At 61.7% G+C, this 22,533-nt stretch carries 21 protein-coding genes; 13 read left to right on the top strand and 8 right to left on the bottom strand.

Translation table 11 applies throughout. The features are described from left to right. Positions 1–5: 5 nt before the first annotated feature. From hslR to SSARUM2_RS22660, 3 genes are all read right to left on the bottom strand, one after another. Entirely contained in the window at positions 6–413 is a 408-nt protein-coding gene (hslR, locus tag SSARUM2_RS22670; RefSeq protein WP_033636309.1) for a ribosome-associated heat shock protein Hsp15, read from the bottom strand. Then, complete coding sequence (yrfG, locus tag SSARUM2_RS22665) at positions 410–1,090, bottom strand: GMP/IMP nucleotidase (protein ID WP_033636308.1); 681 nt, start codon at positions 1,088–1,090, stop codon at positions 410–412. The genes hslR and yrfG overlap by 4 nt, the downstream gene beginning before the upstream one ends. A 98-nt stretch (positions 1,091–1,188) precedes the next feature. Beyond that, positions 1,189–3,324, bottom strand: coding sequence for an intracellular growth attenuator family protein (locus tag SSARUM2_RS22660; protein ID WP_033649328.1), 2,136 nt, complete (start codon positions 3,322–3,324; stop codon positions 1,189–1,191). A gap of 444 nt (positions 3,325–3,768) precedes the next feature. Between SSARUM2_RS22660 and nudE the strand changes: the two genes are divergently transcribed. Beyond that, positions 3,769–4,323, top strand: coding sequence for an ADP compounds hydrolase NudE (gene nudE / locus SSARUM2_RS22655; RefSeq protein WP_033636306.1), 555 nt, complete (start codon positions 3,769–3,771; stop codon positions 4,321–4,323). 51 nt (positions 4,324–4,374) lie between these two features. Here the strand turns inward: nudE and mrcA are convergent, their stop codons facing one another. Further along, entirely contained in the window at positions 4,375–6,933 is a 2,559-nt protein-coding gene (mrcA, locus tag SSARUM2_RS22650; protein ID WP_033654851.1) for a peptidoglycan glycosyltransferase/peptidoglycan DD-transpeptidase MrcA, read from the bottom strand. Positions 6,934–7,054: 121 nt separating this feature from the next. Here mrcA and pilM point away from each other — a divergent pair, with 121 nt between their 5' ends. From pilM to trpS, 12 genes are all read left to right on the top strand, one after another. Then, entirely contained in the window at positions 7,055–7,888 is an 834-nt protein-coding gene (gene pilM / locus SSARUM2_RS22645) for a pilus assembly protein PilM (RefSeq protein ID WP_049235345.1), read from the top strand. Continuing rightward, positions 7,888–8,427 carry a PilN domain-containing protein gene (locus SSARUM2_RS22640; protein WP_049213870.1) on the top strand — a complete coding sequence of 180 codons (540 nt, stop codon included), beginning with the start codon at positions 7,888–7,890 and terminating at the stop codon, positions 8,425–8,427. Before pilM ends, SSARUM2_RS22640 begins: the two co-directional genes overlap by 1 nt. Continuing rightward, positions 8,420–8,914 (top strand): hypothetical protein, encoded by a 495-nt coding sequence (locus SSARUM2_RS22635; protein WP_049213869.1) that lies wholly within the window; start codon positions 8,420–8,422, stop codon positions 8,912–8,914. The genes SSARUM2_RS22640 and SSARUM2_RS22635 overlap by 8 nt, the downstream gene beginning before the upstream one ends. Beyond that, on the top strand, positions 8,907–9,269 hold the full coding sequence (locus SSARUM2_RS22630) for a HofP DNA utilization family protein (protein ID WP_039569179.1): 363 nt from the start codon (positions 8,907–8,909) through the stop codon (positions 9,267–9,269). Before SSARUM2_RS22635 ends, SSARUM2_RS22630 begins: the two co-directional genes overlap by 8 nt. Continuing rightward, positions 9,266–10,510, top strand: a complete 1,245-nt coding sequence (gene hofQ / locus SSARUM2_RS22625; RefSeq protein WP_048322009.1) for a DNA uptake porin HofQ — start codon at positions 9,266–9,268, stop codon at positions 10,508–10,510. The genes SSARUM2_RS22630 and hofQ overlap by 4 nt, the downstream gene beginning before the upstream one ends. Positions 10,511–10,859: 349 nt before the next feature. Next, positions 10,860–11,381: a shikimate kinase AroK gene (gene aroK, locus SSARUM2_RS22620; RefSeq protein ID WP_004391482.1), complete on the top strand. Its 522-nt coding sequence runs from the start codon at positions 10,860–10,862 to the stop codon at positions 11,379–11,381. Positions 11,382–11,487: 106 nt separating this feature from the next. After that, complete coding sequence (gene aroB, locus SSARUM2_RS22615; RefSeq protein ID WP_033649322.1) at positions 11,488–12,588, top strand: 3-dehydroquinate synthase; 1,101 nt, start codon at positions 11,488–11,490, stop codon at positions 12,586–12,588. A 156-nt stretch (positions 12,589–12,744) separates the two neighbouring features. Further along, positions 12,745–13,755, top strand: coding sequence for an SPOR domain-containing protein (locus tag SSARUM2_RS22610; RefSeq protein WP_033636298.1), 1,011 nt, complete (start codon positions 12,745–12,747; stop codon positions 13,753–13,755). An 84-nt stretch (positions 13,756–13,839) separates the two neighbouring features. Further along, entirely contained in the window at positions 13,840–14,652 is an 813-nt protein-coding gene (gene dam, locus SSARUM2_RS22605; protein WP_004930319.1) for an adenine-specific DNA-methyltransferase, read from the top strand. A 51-nt stretch (positions 14,653–14,703) separates the two neighbouring features. Next, the gene (gene rpe / locus SSARUM2_RS22600; protein WP_004930320.1) at positions 14,704–15,381 is read left to right on the top strand and encodes a ribulose-phosphate 3-epimerase; all 678 of its coding nucleotides are present in this window, start codon (positions 14,704–14,706) and stop codon (positions 15,379–15,381) included. Beyond that, on the top strand, positions 15,374–16,072 hold the full coding sequence (locus tag SSARUM2_RS22595) for a phosphoglycolate phosphatase (RefSeq protein WP_015379295.1): 699 nt from the start codon (positions 15,374–15,376) through the stop codon (positions 16,070–16,072). The genes rpe and SSARUM2_RS22595 overlap by 8 nt, the downstream gene beginning before the upstream one ends. A 2-nt stretch (positions 16,073–16,074) precedes the next feature. Beyond that, positions 16,075–17,082, top strand: coding sequence for a tryptophan--tRNA ligase (gene trpS, locus SSARUM2_RS22590; RefSeq protein WP_025304534.1), 1,008 nt, complete (start codon positions 16,075–16,077; stop codon positions 17,080–17,082). Positions 17,083–17,133: 51 nt separating this feature from the next. Here the strand turns inward: trpS and cysG are convergent, their stop codons facing one another. The 4 genes from cysG to nirB are packed head-to-tail and all read right to left on the bottom strand — an operon-like array spanning position 17,134 to position 22,277. Further along, entirely contained in the window at positions 17,134–18,537 is a 1,404-nt protein-coding gene (gene cysG / locus SSARUM2_RS22585; protein WP_060453130.1) for a siroheme synthase CysG, read from the bottom strand. A 50-nt stretch (positions 18,538–18,587) separates the two neighbouring features. Continuing rightward, entirely contained in the window at positions 18,588–19,388 is an 801-nt protein-coding gene (gene nirC, locus SSARUM2_RS22580; RefSeq protein ID WP_033649319.1) for a nitrite transporter NirC, read from the bottom strand. Between the two features lie 16 nt (positions 19,389–19,404). Then, the gene (gene nirD, locus SSARUM2_RS22575) at positions 19,405–19,731 is read right to left on the bottom strand and encodes a nitrite reductase small subunit NirD (RefSeq protein WP_019456155.1); all 327 of its coding nucleotides are present in this window, start codon (positions 19,729–19,731) and stop codon (positions 19,405–19,407) included. Further along, positions 19,728–22,277 carry a nitrite reductase large subunit NirB gene (gene nirB / locus SSARUM2_RS22570; RefSeq protein WP_033636292.1) on the bottom strand — a complete coding sequence of 850 codons (2,550 nt, stop codon included), beginning with the start codon at positions 22,275–22,277 and terminating at the stop codon, positions 19,728–19,730. The genes nirD and nirB overlap by 4 nt, the downstream gene beginning before the upstream one ends. Positions 22,278–22,533: the final 256 nt, after the last annotated feature.

Here is a 22,533-nt window from a genome sequence, read left to right as displayed (position 1 = left end):
AGGGGTTATTCCGGCTCACCAAATTTAAATTTCATCAGGTCGCGCCGCTCCTTTTTGTCCGGACGGCGGTCCGGATGCGGCATGGTCAACGCGTTCATCTTGCGCGCCAGCGCCATTTTTTCGCGGTTGGCGATGCTGGCTTCGGTTTCCTGATACATTTGCTGCGCCTCGCCGGCGCCGCGGCGTTGGCTGCTCAGCGCCAGCACGATCACGGTTCGTTCTTCGTTGCCCTGCCGCAGCTTGAGCTCGGCGTTGAGTTCGACAATCTTGCTCGGCTTGCCGCGCTGGCCGTTGTAATGCACCTTGCCGCCGTCGATCATTTCGCGCGCCAGCGCGCGGGTCTTGTAGAAGCGTGCGGCCCACAGCCACTTGTCCAGCCGGACCGCGTCGTCGCGCGTCGCTTTTTCCTTCATGCTTCCCCCTTGGCCAGCGCCGGTATCAGCAGGCGATAGTCGCGCATCGACGGATGGCGCTGGAAGCTTTTTTCCGCCGTGCTGGAGTCCGGGTTTTGCACGCCCAGGCAGTAACGAATGCCGAAAGCACGCGCCGCGTCGAGGATCGGCTCGCCATCGTCGACGAACAGCGTGCGCTGCGGATTGAATCCGGTGTGCTGCTGCACCGCCTGCCACAGACGCTGATCTTCTTTCGGATAACCAAATGTGTGGGTGGAAAACAATAAATCAAGGTGTCGATCGAGGCCGGTATGCTCGATTTTCACCGCCAGGCTGTGCGGATGCGCATTGGTCAGCAAAATGGTTTGCAGGCCGGCGTCGCGCAGCGCCTGTAAAAACGGCTCGGTGTCTTCGCGCAGCCGGGCGCGGCTGCCCACTTCGCTGGTCATGCGGTAGATATCCAGATCCAACCGCTCGCTCCAGTAATCGAAGCAATACCAGTTCATGGTGTGCTGCACCGCCTGATATTCCCGCTCAATGATATTGCGGGCTTCGTCGAACGGAATGGCGCGCCTTTCGCTCAGCGCCTGCGGCACCAGGCTGAGCCAAAAGTGGCTGTCGAACTCCAGATCCAGCAAGGTGCCGTCCATATCCAGCAGCACGGTATCGATCTGCGGCCAATCAAACTCGGGAACCATAAAAACTCCACGGGCGGACCGACGGGCGGTCCGCAGATGAGAATAATAGCGTTAGCGTAGCATAAGCAGATGACAGGGCGGAGGCCCCGACGCCAGGTTCAGGCCATCGGCCGCATCGACATCGGATTGAGCTGCGGATTGAAGCAGCTGTCGTAGTAACGCTGGATATCGGCGACGCGGTGCTGATTGATGCGCCGACGCTGCACCAGCCGCCAGGCGTTATAGCCCAGGCTGATGACCACCGCCAGCAACAGCAGGCTGGTACCGAGGTAGCGCCACAGGGTGATCATGTCCGGTTCGCTGTGCAGCGCCACGTGGCGGGTGCCGTTGGCGTCGACGCTGAGGCTGGTGATCACCCCCTGCGCCTGGAACGGGGTATGCAGCAGCAGAGTGGAAAGGCGCTGCAGCTCATTCCACTGGTCGAGGGCGTTGTATTCGCTCTGCGGCGCCGAGGATTGCGGGTGGCTGACCAGTTGGCGGCCTTCGTCGCTGCGGATCAGGAAACCGCCCGGCGGCGGGCTGTTGAGCGCCGCGGCGGCCAGACGCGTTTCATTGAAGATGAACGACGACGTGGCCACTTTGGTCAGGCTGTCCAGCGATTCGGCACTCACCGGGCGCAGCAGCACGTTGACGCCTTGCAGCGCGCCGGATCTGGCGCGTTTCACCAAACCGCTCCAGTTTTTGGCGTTACCCAGGTTGACCAGGGCGTTTTTCAACCGCACGCAGTCGTTTTCTGCCTGACACAAATCCTGTGTTTTCAGAACGATATCAGAGAAGTCATCCAACAGGATCATGCCGGATTTCTCAATGGCGCTGGCCAACTGCGGGTTGACCTTCTGATCGGCGCCGCTCGGATGCAGCTGGCTGTTGACCGTAGCCAGCAGGGCCGTCGCTTTGTCTATGACTTCCGATTCCGGCTGCGGCAGCGGGGCGGCGTTGTTCCAATAAATGCCGGAGCAGTCGAACGGCGCGAAATTGGCGGCGCCGCCACCGTTGGCCGGCGGCGGCACATAGCACATGCCGCTGCCGCGCACTTTCAGCGTGTCGCCGATGCGCAGCGGCGTGGCCTCCAGCGCCTGTACGCTGGTCACTTCCACTTTTTGCGCGCCCTGCAGCCAGGCCATGCTGAGGGTCAGCGGCAGGTTGAGCGGGATATAGATCAGCAGCAACAGCAGCACCAGCGCCGAGCTGGCGACCAGCACCGCGTTGCGGCCCCACTGCTGCAGCGGGAAGTTCTTCACTTCGTCATGCAGCGAGAGGAAGCGCCCTTGGCGCACCACCTGCCGATTGAGGTAGACGTCCACGTCGGTGGTCTTGCCCAGGTCCTGCGTCAGGTAAGGTTGCCAATGCGGCGGGTAGATAAGATCGATGATGCCGAGCGAAATGTTGCTGATCTGCCCCTGGCCGGATTCGCCGAACAGGCCCCAGCGCTTCGGCGTACCGCGCAGACAGTGGATCTCCTTCAGCTCGCGTGAGGCCGGGCGACGGAACAGATTCCAGCATCCCCAGGCGATCATCAGCACCGCCACGAAAATCATCCAGGGGATCACCAGTACCGGGCTTATCAGGCTGAAGAACAGCAGCAGCAGCGCAACGGAGATGATGACGGCTTCACGGATGCCGTTCGGCCGGTTCAGCGCATGCTCTTCCGGCGTTTCCTTGCGAATATTGACCAGCTCGACATGCTCGCTCTCCTCCTTGCGGATGGACGCGTTTTTGGTCGGCGCGGCGGTCACCACCGGCGGCTGCGGCCGGTCGTGAATATGATCTTTCAGCGAATGCCCGTTGAGCGAAATCACCAGCGGCAGCGTCTGGGTTCTGATCACTTCCACATGGTTGTCGGCGGTGATATAGGGCTCCCAGAACGGCGGCAGATGCACCTCTTCAGCGTCGAGGTAATAGCGCCATTTATTGGGATCGTCGCTGGCCAGCCCGTAGCGGGTGATGGCGTGCGTGACGGGATAAACGTTATCGCTTTGCGGGGTGAGCGCCAGCTTGGCCGCGGGCAGCGTAGCACCGCCGCCGGGCAACAGTTTGTTGCTCAGCTTGTTTTGCTGATTGAGGTAGAATTCGACCGCGGCGCGCTCTTCGTCGGTCAGCTTGCGGTGGGCTGGTTTGATAAACGGCAGCGCGTGCGCCAGCGCCGACGGGTTGCGGGCCTTGAACCACAGGTACAGACCGGCGGCAATCAGACAGACAAGCACTAAGGCCAATATCAACACTATTGTGCTCATGCAATCCCCATCTCACACCGTGAATTTCGCCAACCTGATGAAAAGCTGAATATTATACGGAGTAAACCGCCAGGAGGCACCCAGAACTAATGAGGGAACAAACAGATTCTCGCTCTGGATCTCATTCCTTCATGACGCAAGGCCATTTTATCACTGATTCTTGCCTGCGTGATACTAGCAACCGGCCTCTGCCGTCGATATCGGCATTATCCTATTTTCTTGCACGCTGTTTGCTGAATCAGTACGGAAAATCGCCGGCCGCTGGCTACGCTTGTTAAAAGAAAGTAAATTACTGCTCATGCGCGTTGCGGCGGAGCTTGCCCTTAACGCACAATGTGATCAGGATCGAATTTGGTCAGCGTTTGAGCGCCTACGAGCCGTGCGTTACGCCAATCATTATTTCGGTTGCCCCGTCCACGTCTGGGTAACCTTTTTGAGGCAATCATGGATAAACACCTGCAAAAACCTAAAATTCTGAAAGTGGAAACGGTCGCACGTTCGCGTTTGTTCAACGTCGAGTCGGTCGATTTGGAATTCAGCAACGGGGTTCGGCGGGTGTATGAGCGCATGCGGCCTTCGGATCGCGAAGCGGTGATGATCGTGCCGGTGATTGGCGATGATCTGCTGCTGATCCGCGAATATGCGGTGGGCACCGAATCCTATGAGCTGGGGTTCCCGAAAGGGCTGATCGATCCCGGTGAGGGCGTGCTGGAGGCGGCCAATCGCGAGCTGATGGAAGAGGTGGGATTCGGCGCGAAGCGCTTTGATTTTCTCAGCAAGCTGACGATGGCGCCATCCTACTTTTCCAGCAAAATGAATATCGTGCTGGCGCACGATCTCTATCCGCAGAGCCTGGAAGGGGATGAACCAGAGCCCCTGCCGCAGGTGCGCTGGCCGATCGCCAACATGATGGCGCTGCTGGCGGAACCGGATTTCCGTGAGGCGCGCAACGTCAGCGCGCTGTTCCTCTCCGAGGCGTTTTTGCGCGCATCGCGCTGATACGCTTCGCACCGAACAAAAAAAGGGCCAGATTTCTCTGGCCCTTTTCGATCAGAACAGCTCGTGGCTTTCACCGCCCGGATCGGTCAACGTGGTGCCGGTATCGCGCGATGGGTAGTCCGTCGGCTGAGTTCCTTCGATGAAGTACTCGGAACGGCTGCCGCCGCCACCGCCAGAGAGCTTGCCGCTGCTCTTGTCGATGGTGACGCTGATGATGCCCGGCGGCGGCGTGACTTTCTGCTCCGGGATGCCTTCCAGCGCGGTCTTCATGAAGTCGTCCCACGCCGGCTGGGCGCTCTTGGCACCGCCTTCACCGCCGGAAATTTGATCCGGGATGGCGCCGGATACCGTCGACCGGCCCAGATCGCGGCGGTGATCGTCGAAACCGATCCACACCGAGGTCACGGTATCCGGGCCATAGCCGGAGAACCAGGCGTCCTTGGAACTGTTGGTGGTACCGGTTTTGCCGCCGATATCATGACGCTTCAGATCGCGCCCGGCGCGCCAGGCGGTACCCATCCAACCCGGTTCGCCGAAGATATTGCTGTTCAGCGCATCGTGGATCAAGAAGGCCAGCTGTGTGCTGATGACGTGCGGCGCATACTGTTGATCGCCGTCCTGCTGTACCTGAGCCGGGGTGACCTGCTCCAGCTGCGGCATCGGCACCGTGCTGTTGTTGCCTTCCTGCGAGGTGGCGACGTTTTCGATGTTGTCGTCGGACAGCACCGCCGAGCGGTGGGTGTCGCCGTAGATCACCGGCAGGTTGCAGCTGCTGCACACCACTTTCGGTTTGGCTTCGAACACCGTATTGCCGTTGTCGTCTTCAATTTTGGTGATGAAGTACGGATCGACCAGGTAACCGCCGTTCGCCAGCACCGCGTAGCCGCGCACCAGCTGCATCGGGGTGAAGGAGGCGGAACCCAGCGCCAGCGATTCGGTATGCACGATATTCTGCGCCGGGAAGCCGAAGCGCTGCAGATATTCCGCCGCGTAGTCGACGCCCATCGCGCGCATCGCGCGCACCATCACTACGTTCTTCGATTGCCCCAGCCCCTGCCGCAGACGAATCGGGCCGTCGTAGGTCGGCGGCGAGTTCTTCGGCCGCCAGTCGGTGCCGGCGCCGGCATCCCAACGGGTGATCGGCAAGTCGTTCAGGATGGTGGCCAGCGTCAGGCCTTTATCCATCGCGGCGGTGTACAGGAACGGTTTGATGTTCGAACCTACCTGGCGCAGTGCCTGCGTGACGCGGTTGAATTTGCTCTGGTTGAAATCGAAACCGCCGACCAGCGCTTTCACCGCGCCGTCGTTCGGGTTGATCGAGACCAGCGCCGAGTTGACATCCGGCACCTGCGACAGCCACCAGGCGTCGTTCACTTTGCGCACCCACACCTGCTGGCCGGCCTGCACCACGTCGGTGACGCGTTTCGGCGTTGGGCCTTGCTGAGTGTCTGAGCGATATGGCCGCGCCCAGCGCATGGTCGCCATCGGCAGGGCAATGCTGCTGCCGTCGGCCAGCATCGCCGTCGCTTCCTGCGGGTTGGCGGCGGTGATCACCGCCGGCGCCAGCGGGCCGTAGTTCGGCAGGTTTTTCAGCGAATCGACAATCTGTTTGCGATCCCAGGCCGCTTCGCCGACTTTCCACAACACGTTGGACGGGCCGCGATAGCCGTGGCGCATGTCATAGGCCAGCACGTTGTTGCGCACCGATTCCTGCGCCGCCAGCTGCAGCCGTTTGGTGACGGTGGTGTAAACCTTGTAACCGTCGGTATAGGCGTTTTCACCGTAGCGCTTGATCATCTCCTGACGCACCATCTCGGAGAGATACGGCGCGGAGAAGCTGATTTCCGGCGCATGGTAATTGGCGACCAAATCTTCGGAACGCGCCTGATCGTACTGCGCCTGCGTGATGTAGTGTTCGTCCAGCATGCGCGACAGCACCACGTTGCGACGGGCAACGGCGCGATCGTGCGAATAGAGCGGGTTGAAGGTGGACGGCGCTTTCGGCAGGCCGGCGATGGTCGCCATTTCGCTCAGGGTCAGCTGGCTGACGTCTTTGCCGAAATAGACCTGCGCGGCGGCGCCCACGCCGTAGGCGCGGTAACCCAGATAGATCTTGTTCAGATACAGCTCAAGGATTTCATCCTTGGTGAGCATCTGCTCGATGCGCACCGCCAGGAAAGCTTCCTTGATTTTACGCATCAGGGTGCGTTCCGGGCTTAAGAAGAAGTTACGCGCCAGCTGTTGGGTAATGGTACTGGCCCCCTGTGAAGCGTGGCCGGAGACCAGCGCGATGGAGGCGGCGCGGAAGATGCCGACCGGATCGACGCCGTGGTGATCATAGAAGCGGCTGTCTTCGGTGGCGATGAATGCGTGCACCATCACCGGCGGAATTTGATCCAGTTTCAGCGGAATGCGGCGCTTCTCGCCGTATTGGGCGATCAGTTCGCCATCGGCGCTGTAGACCTGCATCGGTATCTGCAGCCGCACATCTTTCAGCGTTGCGACGTCGGGCAGCTGTGGCTCGACATATTTGTACAAGCCAAAAATCGAGGCTGCTCCCAGCACGATGCAACATACTGCAAGGATTAGAAAATACTTTACGAACTTCACCTGAGATTTCCCATTTCTAAGTCATTTGGGCAGTTTATAAACAACCGCGCGGTAGTATAAAGGCAAGCCTGCGACATGGATATGTTCTTTTATCATCTGATGTTATGGAGGCTTGCGAAACATGTTCCCTCAAGCATGGCAGGTAGGGCTGGATATACAAATCGACTGCGTGCGGGCGGTGGCGGCCCAACGCCGCCGCAACGGCTGGCAGTTGCGCCACTGGTGGCAGCAGGCGCTGCCGCAGGCGGTTTTGCGCGATGGCTGCCTGCAACCTTCCGAATTCCTGATCCGGGCGCTGCGGCAATGGCGCGTCCAGCTGCCGCGACATATTTCCTTACGCATTGCTCTACCGGCGCAACGCGTGTTACAGCAGCGCATGACGCAGCCGGACGCGCGGCTGCGCGAGCCGGAACGCAGCGACTATATCGGTGGCCACGGTTTGAAGCAGTTCCCGCTCGACGGCCAGACGTTGGTGCTCGACTATCGCGCCGCGCCGGCGGATGAGGCGGCGCTGCTGTTGACCGCTGCGCGGCGGCAGGAGCTGCAGCAGTGGCTGCATTGTCTGCGTCAGGCTGGCCTGCATCCGCAAGCGGTCGATATCACCCCCTGTGCGCTGCGGATGATGGCGACGGCGGCAGGCGTACCGCCCGCTGCGGGGCTGATGCACCGTCTCGAACGAGAATGGCTGTGGGTGGCGCCGGCCGACGGCGCGTTCGCTTTTGGTCTGGCGCCGGGCGACGATGACGCGCAGGCGCTGCGGGCGCTGCAAGCCCAGATGCCGGTGGGCGACGATCGGCCGGTCTATGCCGGCGGCGTGCTGGCGGGAGCCTTGCCCGCCGGTTGCCTTGGTTGGTCGCCGCTCAGCGCCTTCACGCAGCTGCGTCCGCCGTTGCCTGCGCATCCTTCGGCGTTCGCGTTGGCCGGTGGTCTGGCGCTGCGCGAGGAGGATCGCTGATGTATCAGGTCAACTTTCTGCCCTGGCGCCAGCGCCGCGAGCGGCGGCGCGGCTATTTCTGGCTGGGCGTGCTGCTGTTGCAGGTAGCGGCGCTGCTGCTGGCACTGTTCCTGATCGCCGGCCAGCTGCGGCATCAACAGGCGCAGCGGCAGGCGCGGCTGGCGATGCTGGGTGAAGATTTGGCGGCATTGACGTTGCTCGTCCGCCAGCAGCAGCAAGAGCGGGCGCAGCGAGCGCTGCACAGCGTCCGCGCCGAACGGCAGGCGAGCAACGCCCAACATAACCGGCGTTATTTGCAGCTGCTGCAGCAATTGTCCTCTAGCGTTCCTCCCCCGCTGTGGCTCACGGCGCTGGACAGCGATGCGGCGAACGGCCTGCGGCTGCGTGGATTGAGCCGCTCTCCTGCGGCCATCACGCAGTTCGAACGACGGCTGGCGGGGATGCCTGCGTTGCCACGGCTGCGTTTGGCTGAGGTGGCGCAACGCGAAGACGGCCTGTACTCCTTTCACCTGGCGGCGCGCTGGGGGCGTGATGGATAGCCGTTTGTCATCCGGGCTGCGCTTCTGGCTGAGCTTGCCGGGTTGGCTATTGCTGGTGGCGCAAGGGCTGGGCATTGGCGCGTTGGCGCTGTTGGGCGGCGGCTGGATGCTGCAAGACGAATGGCGTCAGCGGGAAAGCGCGGCGGAGCGGCAACAGCGCCTGTTGCAACAGATCGCTATGGTGCAACGCCAACTGGACGAGGTGCCGCAAACCGCTATCCCTGCGGCGGCGCTTGCGCCGATCACCACCGGCGATCTGGCGAGCGTGCTGCAACGAGCGGGGGGCGCCTTGTTGCGCTGGCAGCGGCAGGAAAAACCGCCGCGGCAAACGCTGAGCTTGCGCATTGACTACGCCGGTTTGCTGGTGCTGCTGGAGGCGCTGCCCGCCGATTTGCGCCTCCAGCAGCTGAGCGTGGAGACACCGCCGCAGGGCATGACGGCGCGGTTGGTTTTACAGGATGCCGCCGAGGAGCAGGCCGATGAGTAAAAGACCTGGCCGTTGGTGGTGGCTGCTATGGCCGTGGGCCTTATGCGCTGAGCCGCGCGATCCGTTTGCGCCGCCTCCGCTGCCTGCTTGTGCCCAAACGGAGGCATCGCCGGCGGGCTGGCGACTGAAAGGCGTCATCGGGCACCCGGCGCTGCGCTATGGCTGGGTGGTGACGCCGGCGGGGCAATGGCTACGCCTGCGGCCGCAGCAGCGGGTACTGGCCGAGCGCTGGCAGGTGACGCAGGTGCAGGCGCGCAGCCTGACGTTAACGGCGCTGGCGGCCGAACCGGATTGCCCGGCGAGCCAGGGCGACATCTCGCTCATGATGGACAACAACAAGGATGGCAAACCATGAAAGGACGCGCTGGATTGGGCGTGGCGCTGTGGTGCCTGGCGCTCGGCGCCGCGCAGGCGCAGGATAAGCAGCGGGTTTCCCTGGAGTTTCAGGATGCGCCGGTGACGGTCATCCTGCAGGCGCTGGCGGATTATCGGCAGATGAACCTGATCGCCGCGCCCGGCGTGAGCGGCAACCTGACGCTGCGGCTGGAGAATGTGCCCTGGCCTCAGGCGCTGGCGCTGACTCTGCGTATGGGCAAGCTGACGATGACGCGGGAGGGGAGCGTGATGCTGATCGCCCCGGAGCCGGACGCGCAGGAAAAAAAACAGCAGCGAGAAGCGCTGGCGCAGCGGCAACCGCTGCACAGCCTGAGCCTGACGTTACAAAACGGCGATGCGGCGGAGATTGCCGAAAGCCTCAATGCCCAACGCGGCGCCTTGCTCAGCGAGCGAGGCAGCGTGCTGGCGGATAAGCGCACCAATACGCTGCTGCTGCGCGACACCGCGCCAATCCTGGCGCAGTTGAAAAAACGGGTGACGGAAATGGACGCGCCGCTGGCACAGGTGCAGCTGGCGGCGCATATCGTGACCATCAACAGCGAAAGCCTGCGTGAACTTGGCGTGCGTTGGGGATTGGCGCCCGACGACAGGCCGACGCGGCCGCTGCGGCCGGGCAATCTCGGCGTCAATCTGCCGCTGGAGCGCAGCGCGGTGAACGCCGGTTTCCACCTGGCGCGCATCAGCGGGCGTTTGCTGAGCCTCGAGCTGACGGCGCTGGAGCAGGAAAATCAGGTGGAGATCATCGCCAGCCCGCGCCTGCTGACGGCGCATCTGCAAACCGCCAGTATCAAACAGGGAACCGAGATCCCTTACGAAGTGTCGAGCGGCGCCAGCGGTGCGACCGCGATCGAGTTCAAAGAGGCGGTGCTGGGCATGGAGGTGACGCCCAAGGTGTTGCCGGACGGACGCATCACGCTGACGCTGCACATCAGCCAAAATATGCCGGGTCGCGCCATCAGCCGGGGCGCGGGGGAAGCGCTGACCATCGATAAACAGGAGATTAAGACGCAGATCACGGTGAAAAACGGCGAAACCCTGGTGCTCGGCGGTATTTTTCAACGGCATAGCGGCAAGACGGCGGACAAGGTGCCGGGATTGGGCGATGCACCACTGCTGGGGGGCTTGTTCCGGCAAAGCGGCGCGCAACAGAAAAAACGCGAGCTGGTGATCTTCATTACGCCGACCCTGATTAAGGGATAAGCGGCTGCCTGTCGGCCGGGCGGCAAATCTCCTAAAGTTGATGAGCAGATACACTTTTTTATCCCCTTGGGGGGATCTGCGTTTGACGCTGCGGCCGATTTAGCTTACAAGGGTTACCGAATTGAGCACCGAGGTTTTTTGTTAGCGTCAAGACGCCGTTAAAAACATATGGTTTCCCTCCCGCGGCGTGGATTGCGATTTATTCGGTTGCCAAACTACCAAGAGTGTTGAGATAATTTTTCGTCTGATCTCGCACTATCGCTCATGAGGTTTCAGTTTAGGTCCCGCCGCTGATTTGATTGGCGGGGCGGGTTAACATTAACGAATTGTCTTAGTAATACCGAAAAACATGGCAGAGAAACGCAATATCTTTCTGGTTGGGCCTATGGGTGCCGGCAAAAGCACTATTGGCCGTCAGTTAGCTCAGCAACTCAATATGGAGTTCTTCGACTCCGATCAAGAAATTGAGCGACGTACCGGAGCTGACGTGGGCTGGGTATTCGACGTGGAAGGGGAAGAAGGTTTCCGCGATCGTGAAGAAAAAGTCATTAATGAACTGACGGAAAAACAAGGGATTGTGTTGGCGACCGGCGGCGGTTCGGTGAAGTCGCGCGAAACGCGCAACCGTCTGTCCGCGCGCGGCGTGGTGGTCTATCTGGAAACCACGATCGAGAAGCAGCTGGCTCGTACCCAGCGTGATAAAAAACGCCCGCTGCTGCAGGTTGATTCTCCGCCGCGTGAAGTGCTGGAAGCCTTGGCGAAAGAGCGCAATCCGTTGTATGAAGAGATTGCCGATGTCACCATCCGCACCGACGATCAGAGCGCTAAAGTGGTTGCCAACCAGATCATCAACATGCTGGAAAGCAACTGATTGCCGATTTTCGCGTTCGCCGTCGGCCAATGCGGAAAACTGATTTGTGTTCCCCGCTGTTGCGGGGATCAACCACCGCCGCACCATACAGAGAACTGAGCGCGACATGGAGAGAATTACTGTAACGCTTGGGGAGCGCAGCTACCCGATTACCATCGCCGCCGGATTGTTTAACGATCCGGCTTCTTTTATGCCGTTGAAGGCGGGTGAGCAAGCGATGTTGGTCACCAACCAGACCCTGGCGCCGCTTTATCTGGAGCGTGTCCGGCAGGTGCTGGAGCAGGGGGGCGTCGTGGTGGATCAGGTGATCCTTCCCGATGGTGAGCAGTACAAATCTCTGGCGGTGTTGGAGCAGGTGTTTTCGGCGCTGCTTGAAAAACCGCACGGGCGCGATACCACGCTGATCGCCCTCGGCGGGGGCGTGGTCGGCGATCTGACCGGCTTCGCCGCCGCGTGCTACCAACGCGGCGTGCGCTTTATTCAGGTTCCCACCACGCTGTTGTCGCAGGTGGACTCCTCCGTAGGCGGCAAAACCGCCGTCAACCACCCGCTCGGCAAAAATATGATCGGCGCTTTCTATCAACCCGCTTCGGTGGTGGTTGATCTGGATTGCCTGAAAACGTTGCCGACGCGTGAACTCTCTTCCGGCCTGGCTGAAGTCATCAAATACGGGATCATCCTAGATCGCGAGTTCTTCGTCTGGTTGGAAAACAACATCGATGCGCTGATGGCGCTGGATATGCAGGCGTTGGCGTACTGTATCCGCCGCTGCTGCGAGCTGAAGGCCGAGGTCGTGGCCGCCGACGAACGCGAAAGCGGCCTGCGCGCCTTGCTGAATCTGGGCCATACTTACGGCCACGCCATCGAAGCCGAAATGGGCTACGGCGTATGGCTGCACGGCGAAGCGGTGGCTGCGGGCATGGTGATGGCGGCGGAAACCGCGCACCGTCTCGGCCAGTTCTCGGTTGAAGATATCGAACGCATCAAAGCGCTGCTGCTGCGGGCCGGCTTGCCGGTCTGCGGGCCGCAGGAAATGACGCCGGAATCCTATCTGCCGCACATGCTGCGCGACAAGAAAGTGTTGGCGGGTGAATTGCGTCTGGTGCTGCCGACCGCGATAGGTGCGGCGGAAGTGCGCGGCGGCGTAGGGCATGAGCTGGTGTTGGCGTCGATCGCCGCCTGCCTGCCTGAGCAGCAGCGTAATTAAATCGGACTAAGTAACAGTGGCTTAGCCGCCATTTGCATCTATATTAATACAGTGAGCAGAGCACGACGGGTGTCGCTTTGCCATCATCGGGTTAATCTGCCCGTGCCACGGTAGGTCTACGGTGGTGGGCTTTTGCCTCTAGTTGGAGGGTTTCAGATGGACGAGTTTAAACCGGAAGACGATCTCAGACCTGATAGCAGCGATCGTCGTCCTACGCGTTCGCGCAAGCCGGCCGCCGCGCCGCGCTTCGCCGTTTCGCGCCAGCATTTGATGATCGGCATCGGCATTTTGGTGCTGTTGCTGCTGATTATCGGCATCGGTTCCGCCTTGAAGGCGCCGACCAAGCATGAAGCGGCTCAGGATAGCGGCGCGCAAAACGGCGCGGCCCGCGATATCAACCTGTCCGGTTCTTCGTCGCTGACCACCGCCAATAACGGCGTGCCGGGCGGCACCACGGATACCCATGACAACAACGGCGTGAGCGCGACTCAGCCGCAGCAACCGCAGAACGTCAGCGTGCCGCCGATCTCCGGCACGCCGACCGAAGCGCAAACTCAGCCTCAGCAGGGCGGTGCGCAGCAGCGCGTCGATCTGCCTGGCAACATGGCGGATGCGCTGTCGCAGCAGCAAGGGCAGGTGGATGCCGCGACCCAGGGCATGACCGGCGCAGCCTCGACGCTGCCGACCGCACCGGCGACGGTGATGAGTGGCGCCGCGGCGCGCGAAACGACTCGCCCTGTGCAGGGCACCGCGCAGCAACAGCATAAAACGCCGGCGAAAACCGCCGCCAAGCCGAGCGCGACGCAGCATAAATCACCGACCACGGTGTATACGCCGCCTGCCAAGCCGTCTTCCACCGCGAAAGCGGGAGCGGTCGCCAGCAGCGGCAGTTCGCTGCAGTCTGCGCCAGGCAGCCACTATACCTTGCAGCTGAGCAGCGCTTCGCGTTCCGATACGCTGAACGCCTACGCCAAACAGCAGAAGCTGCAGAACTACCTGGTGTACGCCACCAAGCGTGACGGCAAACCGTGGTACGTGCTGGTAAGCGGCAACTATGCGTCTTCCGCAGAAGCGAAGCGCGCCATTGCTTCGTTGCCGGCGGATGTGCAGGCGAAAAAACCGTGGGTCCGACCTGTACACCAAGTGCAGCAAGATCTTAAAAAATAAATCATTTAAATTTGTGCGCTGATGTGCTGTCTGAAACAGAGTACAATCCGCCGCTCTGAATTGTATAAGTAGCTAATTGACGGCATGAAGAAAAACCGCGCTTTTTTAAAATGGGCTGGTGGAAAATACCCGCTGGTAGATGAGATTCGTCGCCATCTGCCGGCGGGAGACTGCTTAATCGAGCCCTTCGTGGGTGCGGGATCCGTCTTTCTGAATACGGATTACGACGCCTACATTCTCGCCGACATCAATAGCGATCTTATCAACCTGTATAACATCGTTAAGCTGCGCACGGATGACTTCGTGCGCGATGCCCGCACGCTTTTCGCCGATGAATTCAATAACTCGGATCAGTTTTACCTGCTGCGAGAAGAGTTCAATACTAGCACCGAGCCTTACCGCCGGGCGCTGCTGTTCCTGTACCTGAACCGCCACTGCTATAACGGCCTGTGCCGCTATAACCTGCGCGGCGAGTTCAACGTGCCGTTTGGCCGGTACAAGAAACCGTACTTCCCGGAAGAAGAGCTCTACTGGTTTGCCGAAAAATCGCGCAATGCCACTTTTGTCTGCGAGCATTACCGCGATACCATGGCGAAGGCCGTGGCCGGCGCCGTGGTGTATTGCGATCCGCCTTATGCGCCGCTGTCGGCGACGGCGAATTTCACCGCCTACCACACCAACAGCTTCAGCATCGCCGATCAGCAGAGCCTGGCGCATCTGGCGCACCAGCTCTCGGTAGAGAGCCAGGTACCGGTATTGATCTCCAATCACGATACCGAGCTGACGCGCGACTGGTACCAGCATGCCGCGCTGTATGTGGTGAAAGCGCGCCGCACGATCAGCCGCAACATTCTCGGCCGCAGCAAAGTGAACGAGCTTTTGGCGCTGTATCGCTAAGCCGGGGGCATCCCGGCGCATAACAACTCGACCCTACGTTTGGAGAAGCGGATGAAAAAGTTTTTGATTGCCCCGTCCATTCTGTCGGCAGATTTTGCCCGGTTAGGTGAAGATACCGCCAACGTGCTGGCCGCAGGCGGCGACGTGGTGCACTTCGACGTGATGGACAACCACTACGTGCCCAATCTGACCATCGGCCCGATGGTGTGCGAAGCGCTGCGCAACTACGGCATTACCGCACCGATTGACGTGCACCTGATGGTCAAGCCGGTGGATCGCATCGTGCCTGATTTCGCCAAGGCCGGCGCGTCTTATATCTCTTTCCACCCCGAAGCTTCCGAGCATGTCGATCGCACCATTCAGCTGATCAAAGAGCACGGCTGTAAAGCCGGCCTGGTGTTCAACCCGGCCACGCCGCTGAGCTACCTCGATTACGTGATGGATAAAATCGACGTGATTCTGCTGATGTCGGTTAACCCGGGCTTCGGCGGCCAGTCGTTCATTCACGGCACTCTGGACAAGCTGCGCCAGGTGCGCAAGCTGATTGACGACAGCGGCCGCGATATCCGCCTGGAAGTCGACGGCGGGGTGAAGGTGGACAACATCGCCGAAATCGCCGCCGCGGGCGCCGATATGTTCGTCGCCGGTTCCGCCATCTTTGGCCAGCCGGACTACCGCAAGGTGATCGACGAGATGCGCAGCGAGCTGGCGAAGGTTACCCATGGCTGATTTCGGCGCGATCCGCGCATTGGCCTTCGATCTGGACGGCACGCTGGTCGACAGCGCGCCGGGTCTGGCGGCCGCCATCGATATGGCGCTGGAAGAGACGGGCCTGCCGCAAGCGGGTGAAGAACGGGTCGGCACCTGGATCGGCAACGGCGCCGACGTGCTGGTGCAGCGTGCGCTGCGCTGGGCGGAAGCGGAAGGCACGCCGGAGCAGTGCAGCCGGCTGCGAGAACGCTTCGACCATTTCTACGCGCAGACCGTCGACAGCGGCAGCCGCCTGTTCCCGCAGGTGCAAGAGACGCTGGCCCGGCTGGCCGCGCACGGTTACCCGATGGCATTGGTGACCAACAAGCCGACGCCGTTCGTGGCACCGCTGCTGGCGGCGCTGGGCATTGGCGACTATTTCTCGCTGGTGATCGGCGGCGACGACGTGACGGAAAAGAAACCGCATCCGGCGCCGCTGTACCTGGTGCTCGGCAAGCTTGGGCTGCGGGCGCATGAACTGCTGTTCGTCGGCGACTCCCGCAACGATATTCAAGCCGCGCAGGGCGCCGGTTGCCCGAGCGTCGGCTTTACCTACGGTTATAACTACGGCGAATCGATCGCCCTGAGCCACCCCGATCGGGTGTTGGAGCGCTTCGCCGATTTGTTGCCCGCTCTTGGGCTGTCATCTTTAGAGAATCAGGAAATTTAAACATGAGTAAGCCCATCGTATTTAGCGGCGCGCAGCCGTCCGGCGAACTGACCATCGGCAACTACATGGGTGCGCTGCGTCAGTGGGTGCAGATGCAGGACGACTACGACTGCATCTACTGCATCGTCGATCTGCATGCCATCACCGTGCGCCAGGACGCCGAGAAGCTGCGCAAGGCCACGCTGGATACGCTGGCGCTGTACCTGGCCTGCGGCATCGATCCGGAAAAAAGCACCATCTTCGTGCAGTCGCACGTGCCTGAGCACACGCAGCTGAGCTGGGTGCTGAACTGTTACACCTATTTCGGCGAACTGAGCCGCATGACTCAGTTCAAGGACAAATCCGCGCGCTACGCGGAGAACATCAACGCCGGGCTGTTCAGCTATCCGGTGCTGATGGCGGCCGATATCCTGCTGTATCAAACCAATCAGGTGCCGGTGGGCGAAGACCAGAAACAGCACCTGGAACTGAGCCGCGACGTAGGCCAGCGTTTTAACGCGCTGTACGGCGACGTGTTCAAAGTGCCGGAGCCGTTCATTCCTAAATCCGGCGCGCGCGTCATGTCGCTGCAGGAGCCGACCAAGAAGATGTCCAAGTCGGACGACAACCGCAACAACGTGATCGGCCTGCTGGAAGATCCGAAAGCGGTGACCAAGAAGATCAAACGCGCAATGACCGACTCGGAAGAGCCGCCTGTCGTGCGTTACGACGTGGTCAACAAGGCGGGCGTCTCCAACCTGCTGGATATCCTCGCCGGCGTGACCGGCAAGAGCATCGCGCAGCTGGAAGCCGAGTTCGAAGGCCAGATGTACGGCCACCTGAAAGGCGCGGTGGCGGAAGCCGTCTCCGGCATGCTGGGTGAGCTGCAGGAGCGCTACCACCGCTTCCGCAACGACGAAGCCTATCTGCAGCAGGTGATGCGCGACGGCGCCGCCAAGGCCCGCGCGCGCGCGCAGGAAACCCTGGCGAAGGTCTATCAGGCCGTCGGTTTCGTACCGCCGCAGGCGTAACGCCGGCGCGAATAGAAAAAGCGGCCAAAGGCCGCTTTTTTTACGTCGGTATCACGCCATTTGCGCCAGGCCGGCGGGCGGTTCCTCGCTGGCGAACCAATTGAGCTTGCTGCGCAGGCTGACCACGCTGCCGACGATGATCAGACTGGGGCTGGCGGCCTGCAGGGACAAGGCGCCCAGTTGGCCGAGCTCGCCTTCGATCACCCGCTGGCGGCAGGACGTGCCGTTTTCCACCAGCGCTACCGGTGTGGCGGCCGGCAAGCCGTGTGCGATCAGCTGGCGCTGGATCTCCGCTGCCTGCGTTAGCCCCATATAGAACACCAGCGTCTGCTGCCCGGCGGCCAGCGTCGCCCAGTCCAATCCGCCGTCGGCCTTGGCGTGGCCGGTCACCAGGCGCACGCTCTGCGCATGGTCGCGGTGGGTGAGCGGGATGCCGCTGTAGGCGGAACAGCCGGAGGCGGCGGTAATGCCCGGCACCACCGAGAACGGCACGTTGGCGTCCGCCAGCGTCTCCAGCTCTTCGCCGCCGCGGCCGAAGATAAAGGGATCGCCGCCCTTCAGGCGCACCACGCGTTTGCCTTGCAGCGCCTGCTGCAGCAGGATTTGGTTGATTTGCTCTTGCGGCACGCAGTGGTGGCCGGCGCTTTTGCCGACGAAGATGCGTTCGGCGTCGCGGCGCACCAGCGTCATGATCTCTTCGGAGACCAGCCGGTCATAAACCACCACGTCGGCCTGCTGGATCTGCTGCAGCCCTTTCAGCGTCAGCAAGCCGGCATCGCCCGGCCCGGCGCCCACCAGCACCACTTCACCGCGATCTTCCGGCCGTTCGCTGAACAGCTGCTCGAGCTGGCGTTCGGCCAGCGCGGCGTCGTCGTTGGCCAGCGACTGCGCCAGCCGATCGTGGGCGAATAACCGTTCCCAGAAGCGACGGCGAGCGCCGAGGCTGCTGAAGCGTTGTTTTACCCGCTGCCGCAGCGAGCCGCCCAGCTGGGCCAGCTTGCCGAGGTGCTGCGGCAGCATCGCTTCCAGCTTCTCGCGCAGCAGCCGCGCCAGCAGCGGCGCTTTGCCGCCGGAGGACACCGCCACCATGATCGGCGAACGATCGATGATTGACGGCATAATAAAGCTGGCGCGTTTCGGATCGTCCACCACGTTGCAGAACACCCGCTGCTGGTTGGCGCACTGATACACCAGTGCGTTGACCTCCAGCCGGTCGGTGGCGGCGATCACCAGCCATTTTTCCGCCAGCAGGGCCGGGCTGAATTCGCCCTCGGCCAGCGTCAGCAAGCCTTCTCCAGCCCAGTGGTGGAACTGTGGGCTGAATGCCAGGGCGTTGACGGTCAGCGCCGCGCCGGCGTCCAGCAGCAGGCGCGCCTTGCGTTCGGCGATCTCGCCGCCGCCCACCAGCAGGCAGGCTTTGTGTTGCAGTTGGCAGAAAATCGGCAGGTAGTCCATCGGCACTCCTCGGGAGAATCAGTATGGGGGCAAAATGCGCCCCCGAAAACTCAGGCGGTCTGACGTGCGGCGGCTTTCGCCGCCTGCGGGCGTTCGGTGCGCGGCGTAGCGTACCAATACCCCAGGCCCATCAGCACCGAGCCGGACAGGATGTTGCCCAGCGTCACCCACAGCAGGTTGTGGCCAATGCCGGCGAGGGTGTAGGCCTCGCTGTGGTTGCCGAACCAGGAGAGGGCGAACAGCGTCATGTTGGCGACGGAGTGTTCGTAACCCGAGGCGATAAAGGCCAGCAGACACCACCAGATGGCGATGAATTTGGCGGCGCCTTCGACGCGGATCGCCATCCAAATCGCCAGGCAGACCAGCCAGTTGCACAATACGCCCTTGAAGAACAGCACTTCGGCCGGCGCGGTGGTTTTCGCCAGCGCGGCGCTGTGCACCAGGCTGGTATCCACCGGCAGCAGGCTGCCGCCGCCGTAGTAATACATCAGCGCCACCAGCACCGAGCCGAGCAGGTTGCCGAGCCAGGTTTGCGGCAGCACCGCCCACATTTGGCTTTGGCGGATGGTGCCGGCCTTGACGCCGAGCGTCAGGAACATCGTATGGCCGGTGAACAGCTCGGAACCGGCGATGATCACCAGCGTCAGCGCGATGCCGAAGGTGGCGCCCATCACCAGCGGCCGCACGCTTGGGTCGACCAGGTTGCCGAGGGTGAAGATCAGGATGATGCCGAGGCCGACGTAGGCGCCCGCCATCGCCGAACTGATCCAAAAGCCGAGCGGGCTCTCCTTCGCCAGGCGGACGATGCGCGCCGCGTTGGCGGCGCATTTGTTGATCGTGTCGGTAAACATGTTGCCTCCCGAAAGGTTATGCCGCGACTTGCACGATGCCGTCGACCACCCGGCTGGCGAAGCTGGCGACGGAACGGCTGTCGTCTTCCAGACAGTGGCCGTCGTACAGGCGGAAATGCTGTTTCTTCAGCGGGCTGGCGACCCACAGCTCGCCCTGATGCTCGGCGATCAGGCCGCGCGACAGCACGCTGGCCTGGGCGAAAGGGTCGATATTGCTGATGGCGAACACCTGCTCGTCGGCATAGGGGCGGAACACCGCCACCTGCCGATCGCCGATCAGGGCGCACACGCCGGTGCCGGGCAGAATGTCGGCGACGGGACAAACGGTAATCCACTGGCTCATGCGTGGCTCTCCTCGGTATCGATCAGGGTGACGGGAATGCGCTCGTCAGGGCGCGCCGGGCGGTGCTGGTCGCGTTCGGCCACCACCTGCACGTTCGGATCGCGCAGCGGGCTGTTGACGAAGTGGGCGAAGCGCAGCTGCGTTTCCGGGTGCTCGACGGTCTCTTTCCACTCGCAGATCACCGCATCGCGCAGGCGGGCGATCTCCGCTTCCAGCTGGTCGTTGATGCCGAGCTTGTCGTCGATGATCACCTTGCGCAGGTAATCGATGCCGCCTTCCAGGCTCTCCAGCCACACCGAGGTGCGCTGCAGCTTATCGGCGGTGCGGATATAGAACATCATGAAGCGGTCGAGGTAGCGCACCAGGGTCTCGCGATCGAGGTCGGCGGCCAGCAGATCGGCGTGGCGCGGTTTCATGCCGCCGTTGCCGCAGACGTACAGGTTCCAGCCGTTCTCGGTGGCGATGATGCCGACGTCCTTGCCCTGCGCTTCGGCGCATTCACGGGTGCAGCCCGAGACGCCGAACTTCATTTTGTGCGGGGTGCGGATGCCTTTGTAGCGATGCTCCAGCGTGACGCCGAAGCCGACGCTGTCGCCGACGCCGTAGCGGCACCAGGTGCTGCCGACGCAGGTTTTCGCCATGCGCAGCGCCTTGGCGTAAGCGTGGCCGGTTTCAAAGCCGGCGGCGAGCAGCTTGCGCCAGATGGCCGGCAGGTCGTCTTTCTGCGCGCCGAACATGCCGATGCGCTGCGAGCCGGTCATTTTGGTGTAGAGGTTGTACTCCTTGGCGATCTGGCCGATGGCCAGCAGGCCGTCCGGGGTGATTTCGCCGCCGGCGGAGCGCGGGATCACCGAGTAGGTGCCGTCTTTCTGGATATTGCCGAGGAAGTTGTCGTTGGTATCCTGCAGCGGCGTATGCTGCGGCTTGAGGATGTATTCGTTCCAGCAAGAAGCCAGCAGCGAGCCGACGGTCGGCTTACACACTTCGCAGCCGTAGCCTTTGCCGTATTTGGCCAGCAGCGCCTCGAACGACTTGATTCCTTCGACGCGGATCAGGTGGAACAGCTCCTGGCGCGAGTAGGCGAAGTGTTCGCACAGGTGATGGTTGACCTCGATGCCTTGCTTGCTCAGCTCGGCGTTCAACACCTGGGTGAGCAGCGGGATGCAGCCGCCGCAGCCGGTGCCGGCCTTGGTTTCGGCCTTCAGCGCCGCCACGGTGTGGCAGCCTTTGTTGACCGCCTGGATGATGTCGCCTTTGCTGACGTCGAAGCAGGAGCAGATCTGCGCGCTTTCCGGCAGCGAATCCACGCCGATGGCCGGTTTGCTGCCCGCATGAGCCGGCAGGATCAGGCCGTCCGGGTTTTCCGGCAGCTCGATGCCGTTCAACGCCAGCTGCAGCAGATTGCCGTAATCGCTGGTGTCGCCCACCAGCACCGCGCCGAGCAGGGTTTTGTTGTCGGCGCTGACCACGATGCGTTTGTAGACTTCTTTGCTTTCATCCAGATAAACGTAGCTGCGGGCGCCCTCGGTGCGGCCGTGAGCATCGCCGATGCCGCCGACGTCCACGCCCAGCAGCTTCAGCTTGGCGCTCATGTCGGCGCCCTGGAAGCCGTTTTCGCGGCCCAGCAGGTGATCGACGGCCACCTGCGCCATTTTGTAACCCGGCGCCACCAGGCCGAAGGTGCGATCGCGCCAGGCGGCGCACTCACCGATGGCGTAGACGTCCGGATCCGACGTCTGGCAGCTGTCGTTGATGGCGATGCCGCCGCGGCGGCCAATCTCCAGCCCGCACTGGCGCGCCAGCTTGTCCTGGGCGCGGATGCCGGTGGAGAACACGATGAAATCCACTTCCAGCAGGCTGCCGTCGGCGAAATGCATGGTTTTGCGCGCGGTGCCGCCGCCGTTGACGATCTCCTGGGTATTTTTGCCGGTGTGTACTTTGACGCCCATGCGCTCGATCTTGCGGCGCAGCTGGTCACCGCCCATCGGGTCGAGCTGTTCGGCCATCAGCATCGGGGCGAACTCGATCACGTGCGTTTCCACCCCCAGGCTTTTCAGCGCGCCTGCGGCTTCCAGCCCCAACAGCCCGCCGCCGACCACCGCACCGCGTTTGCTGCGGCGCGCGCAGGCTTCGATGGCGTTCAGGTCTTCGATGGTGCGGTAAACGAAGCAGTCCTGGCTATCCGAACCTTTAATCGGCGGGATCCACGGATAGGAACCGGTGGCCATGATCAGCTTGTCGTAATAGACGGTGCGGCCGGTGTTGGAGTGGATCACCTTCTCGTCGCGATTGATGGTGATGGCGCGCTCGCCGACCAGCACCTTCACGCCGTGTTTTTCGTAAAAGCCTTCGCGCACCAGCGACAGCTCTTCGGCGGTGTGGTGCGAGAAGTAGGAAGAGAGGTGCACGCGATCGTAAGCGATGCGCGGCTCTTCGCAAAATACGGTGATTTCGAACTGGTCTTTGTCTGCTTTATCCAACAGATCTTCGATGAACCGGTGGCCGACCATGCCATTGCCGACGACGGCAAGTTTGACTCTGCTCATTATTGCCTCAAAATTCTGGTTTCCTAGGCTTACCTTATCTCTCCCAATGGGCAATTTATTGATGCAAATCAATCACACCCTTATATACCTCTAACGTGGTATATGGATGATTTTTCACGTTTTTTGATAAGTTGCGGATTTTATTCACCTTTAGCTGAAGCGAGTCAGTTTGCATGCAAACTACCCCGCAGGGAGTAAACACAGGGGGTAGGCAGGCAACGGTGACTTTGTCAGCGCGATCCGCTGCCGGTATGAT

Origin of the sequence: Serratia sp. K-E0102, assembly GCF_029962625.1 — a bacterium.
In the GTDB taxonomy this organism is placed as follows: domain Bacteria; phylum Pseudomonadota; class Gammaproteobacteria; order Enterobacterales; family Enterobacteriaceae; genus Serratia; species Serratia sarumanii.
The sequence above is the reverse complement of the archived record's forward strand: the minus strand, read 5'-3'. Positions and strand labels throughout refer to the sequence as shown.

Coding starts and splice junctions, on each gene's coding strand:
- hslR (WP_033636309.1), bottom strand. CDS start 413: ATGAAGGAAAAAGCGACGCGCGACGACGCGGTCCGGCTGGACAAGTGG.
- yrfG (WP_033636308.1), bottom strand. CDS start 1,090: ATGGTTCCCGAGTTTGATTGGCCGCAGATCGATACCGTGCTGCTGGAT.
- SSARUM2_RS22660 (WP_033649328.1), bottom strand. CDS start 3,324: ATGAGCACAATAGTGTTGATATTGGCCTTAGTGCTTGTCTGTCTGATT.
- nudE (WP_033636306.1), top strand. CDS start 3,769: ATGGATAAACACCTGCAAAAACCTAAAATTCTGAAAGTGGAAACGGTC.
- pilM (WP_049235345.1), top strand. CDS start 7,055: ATGTTCCCTCAAGCATGGCAGGTAGGGCTGGATATACAAATCGACTGC.
- SSARUM2_RS22640 (WP_049213870.1), top strand. CDS start 7,888: ATGTATCAGGTCAACTTTCTGCCCTGGCGCCAGCGCCGCGAGCGGCGG.
- SSARUM2_RS22635 (WP_049213869.1), top strand. CDS start 8,420: ATGGATAGCCGTTTGTCATCCGGGCTGCGCTTCTGGCTGAGCTTGCCG.
- SSARUM2_RS22630 (WP_039569179.1), top strand. CDS start 8,907: ATGAGTAAAAGACCTGGCCGTTGGTGGTGGCTGCTATGGCCGTGGGCC.
- hofQ (WP_048322009.1), top strand. CDS start 9,266: ATGAAAGGACGCGCTGGATTGGGCGTGGCGCTGTGGTGCCTGGCGCTC.
- aroK (WP_004391482.1), top strand. CDS start 10,860: ATGGCAGAGAAACGCAATATCTTTCTGGTTGGGCCTATGGGTGCCGGC.
- aroB (WP_033649322.1), top strand. CDS start 11,488: ATGGAGAGAATTACTGTAACGCTTGGGGAGCGCAGCTACCCGATTACC.
- SSARUM2_RS22610 (WP_033636298.1), top strand. CDS start 12,745: ATGGACGAGTTTAAACCGGAAGACGATCTCAGACCTGATAGCAGCGAT.
- dam (WP_004930319.1), top strand. CDS start 13,840: ATGAAGAAAAACCGCGCTTTTTTAAAATGGGCTGGTGGAAAATACCCG.
- rpe (WP_004930320.1), top strand. CDS start 14,704: ATGAAAAAGTTTTTGATTGCCCCGTCCATTCTGTCGGCAGATTTTGCC.
- SSARUM2_RS22595 (WP_015379295.1), top strand. CDS start 15,374: ATGGCTGATTTCGGCGCGATCCGCGCATTGGCCTTCGATCTGGACGGC.
- trpS (WP_025304534.1), top strand. CDS start 16,075: ATGAGTAAGCCCATCGTATTTAGCGGCGCGCAGCCGTCCGGCGAACTG.
- cysG (WP_060453130.1), bottom strand. CDS start 18,537: ATGGACTACCTGCCGATTTTCTGCCAACTGCAACACAAAGCCTGCCTG.
- nirC (WP_033649319.1), bottom strand. CDS start 19,388: ATGTTTACCGACACGATCAACAAATGCGCCGCCAACGCGGCGCGCATC.
- nirD (WP_019456155.1), bottom strand. CDS start 19,731: ATGAGCCAGTGGATTACCGTTTGTCCCGTCGCCGACATTCTGCCCGGC.
- nirB (WP_033636292.1), bottom strand. CDS start 22,277: ATGAGCAGAGTCAAACTTGCCGTCGTCGGCAATGGCATGGTCGGCCAC.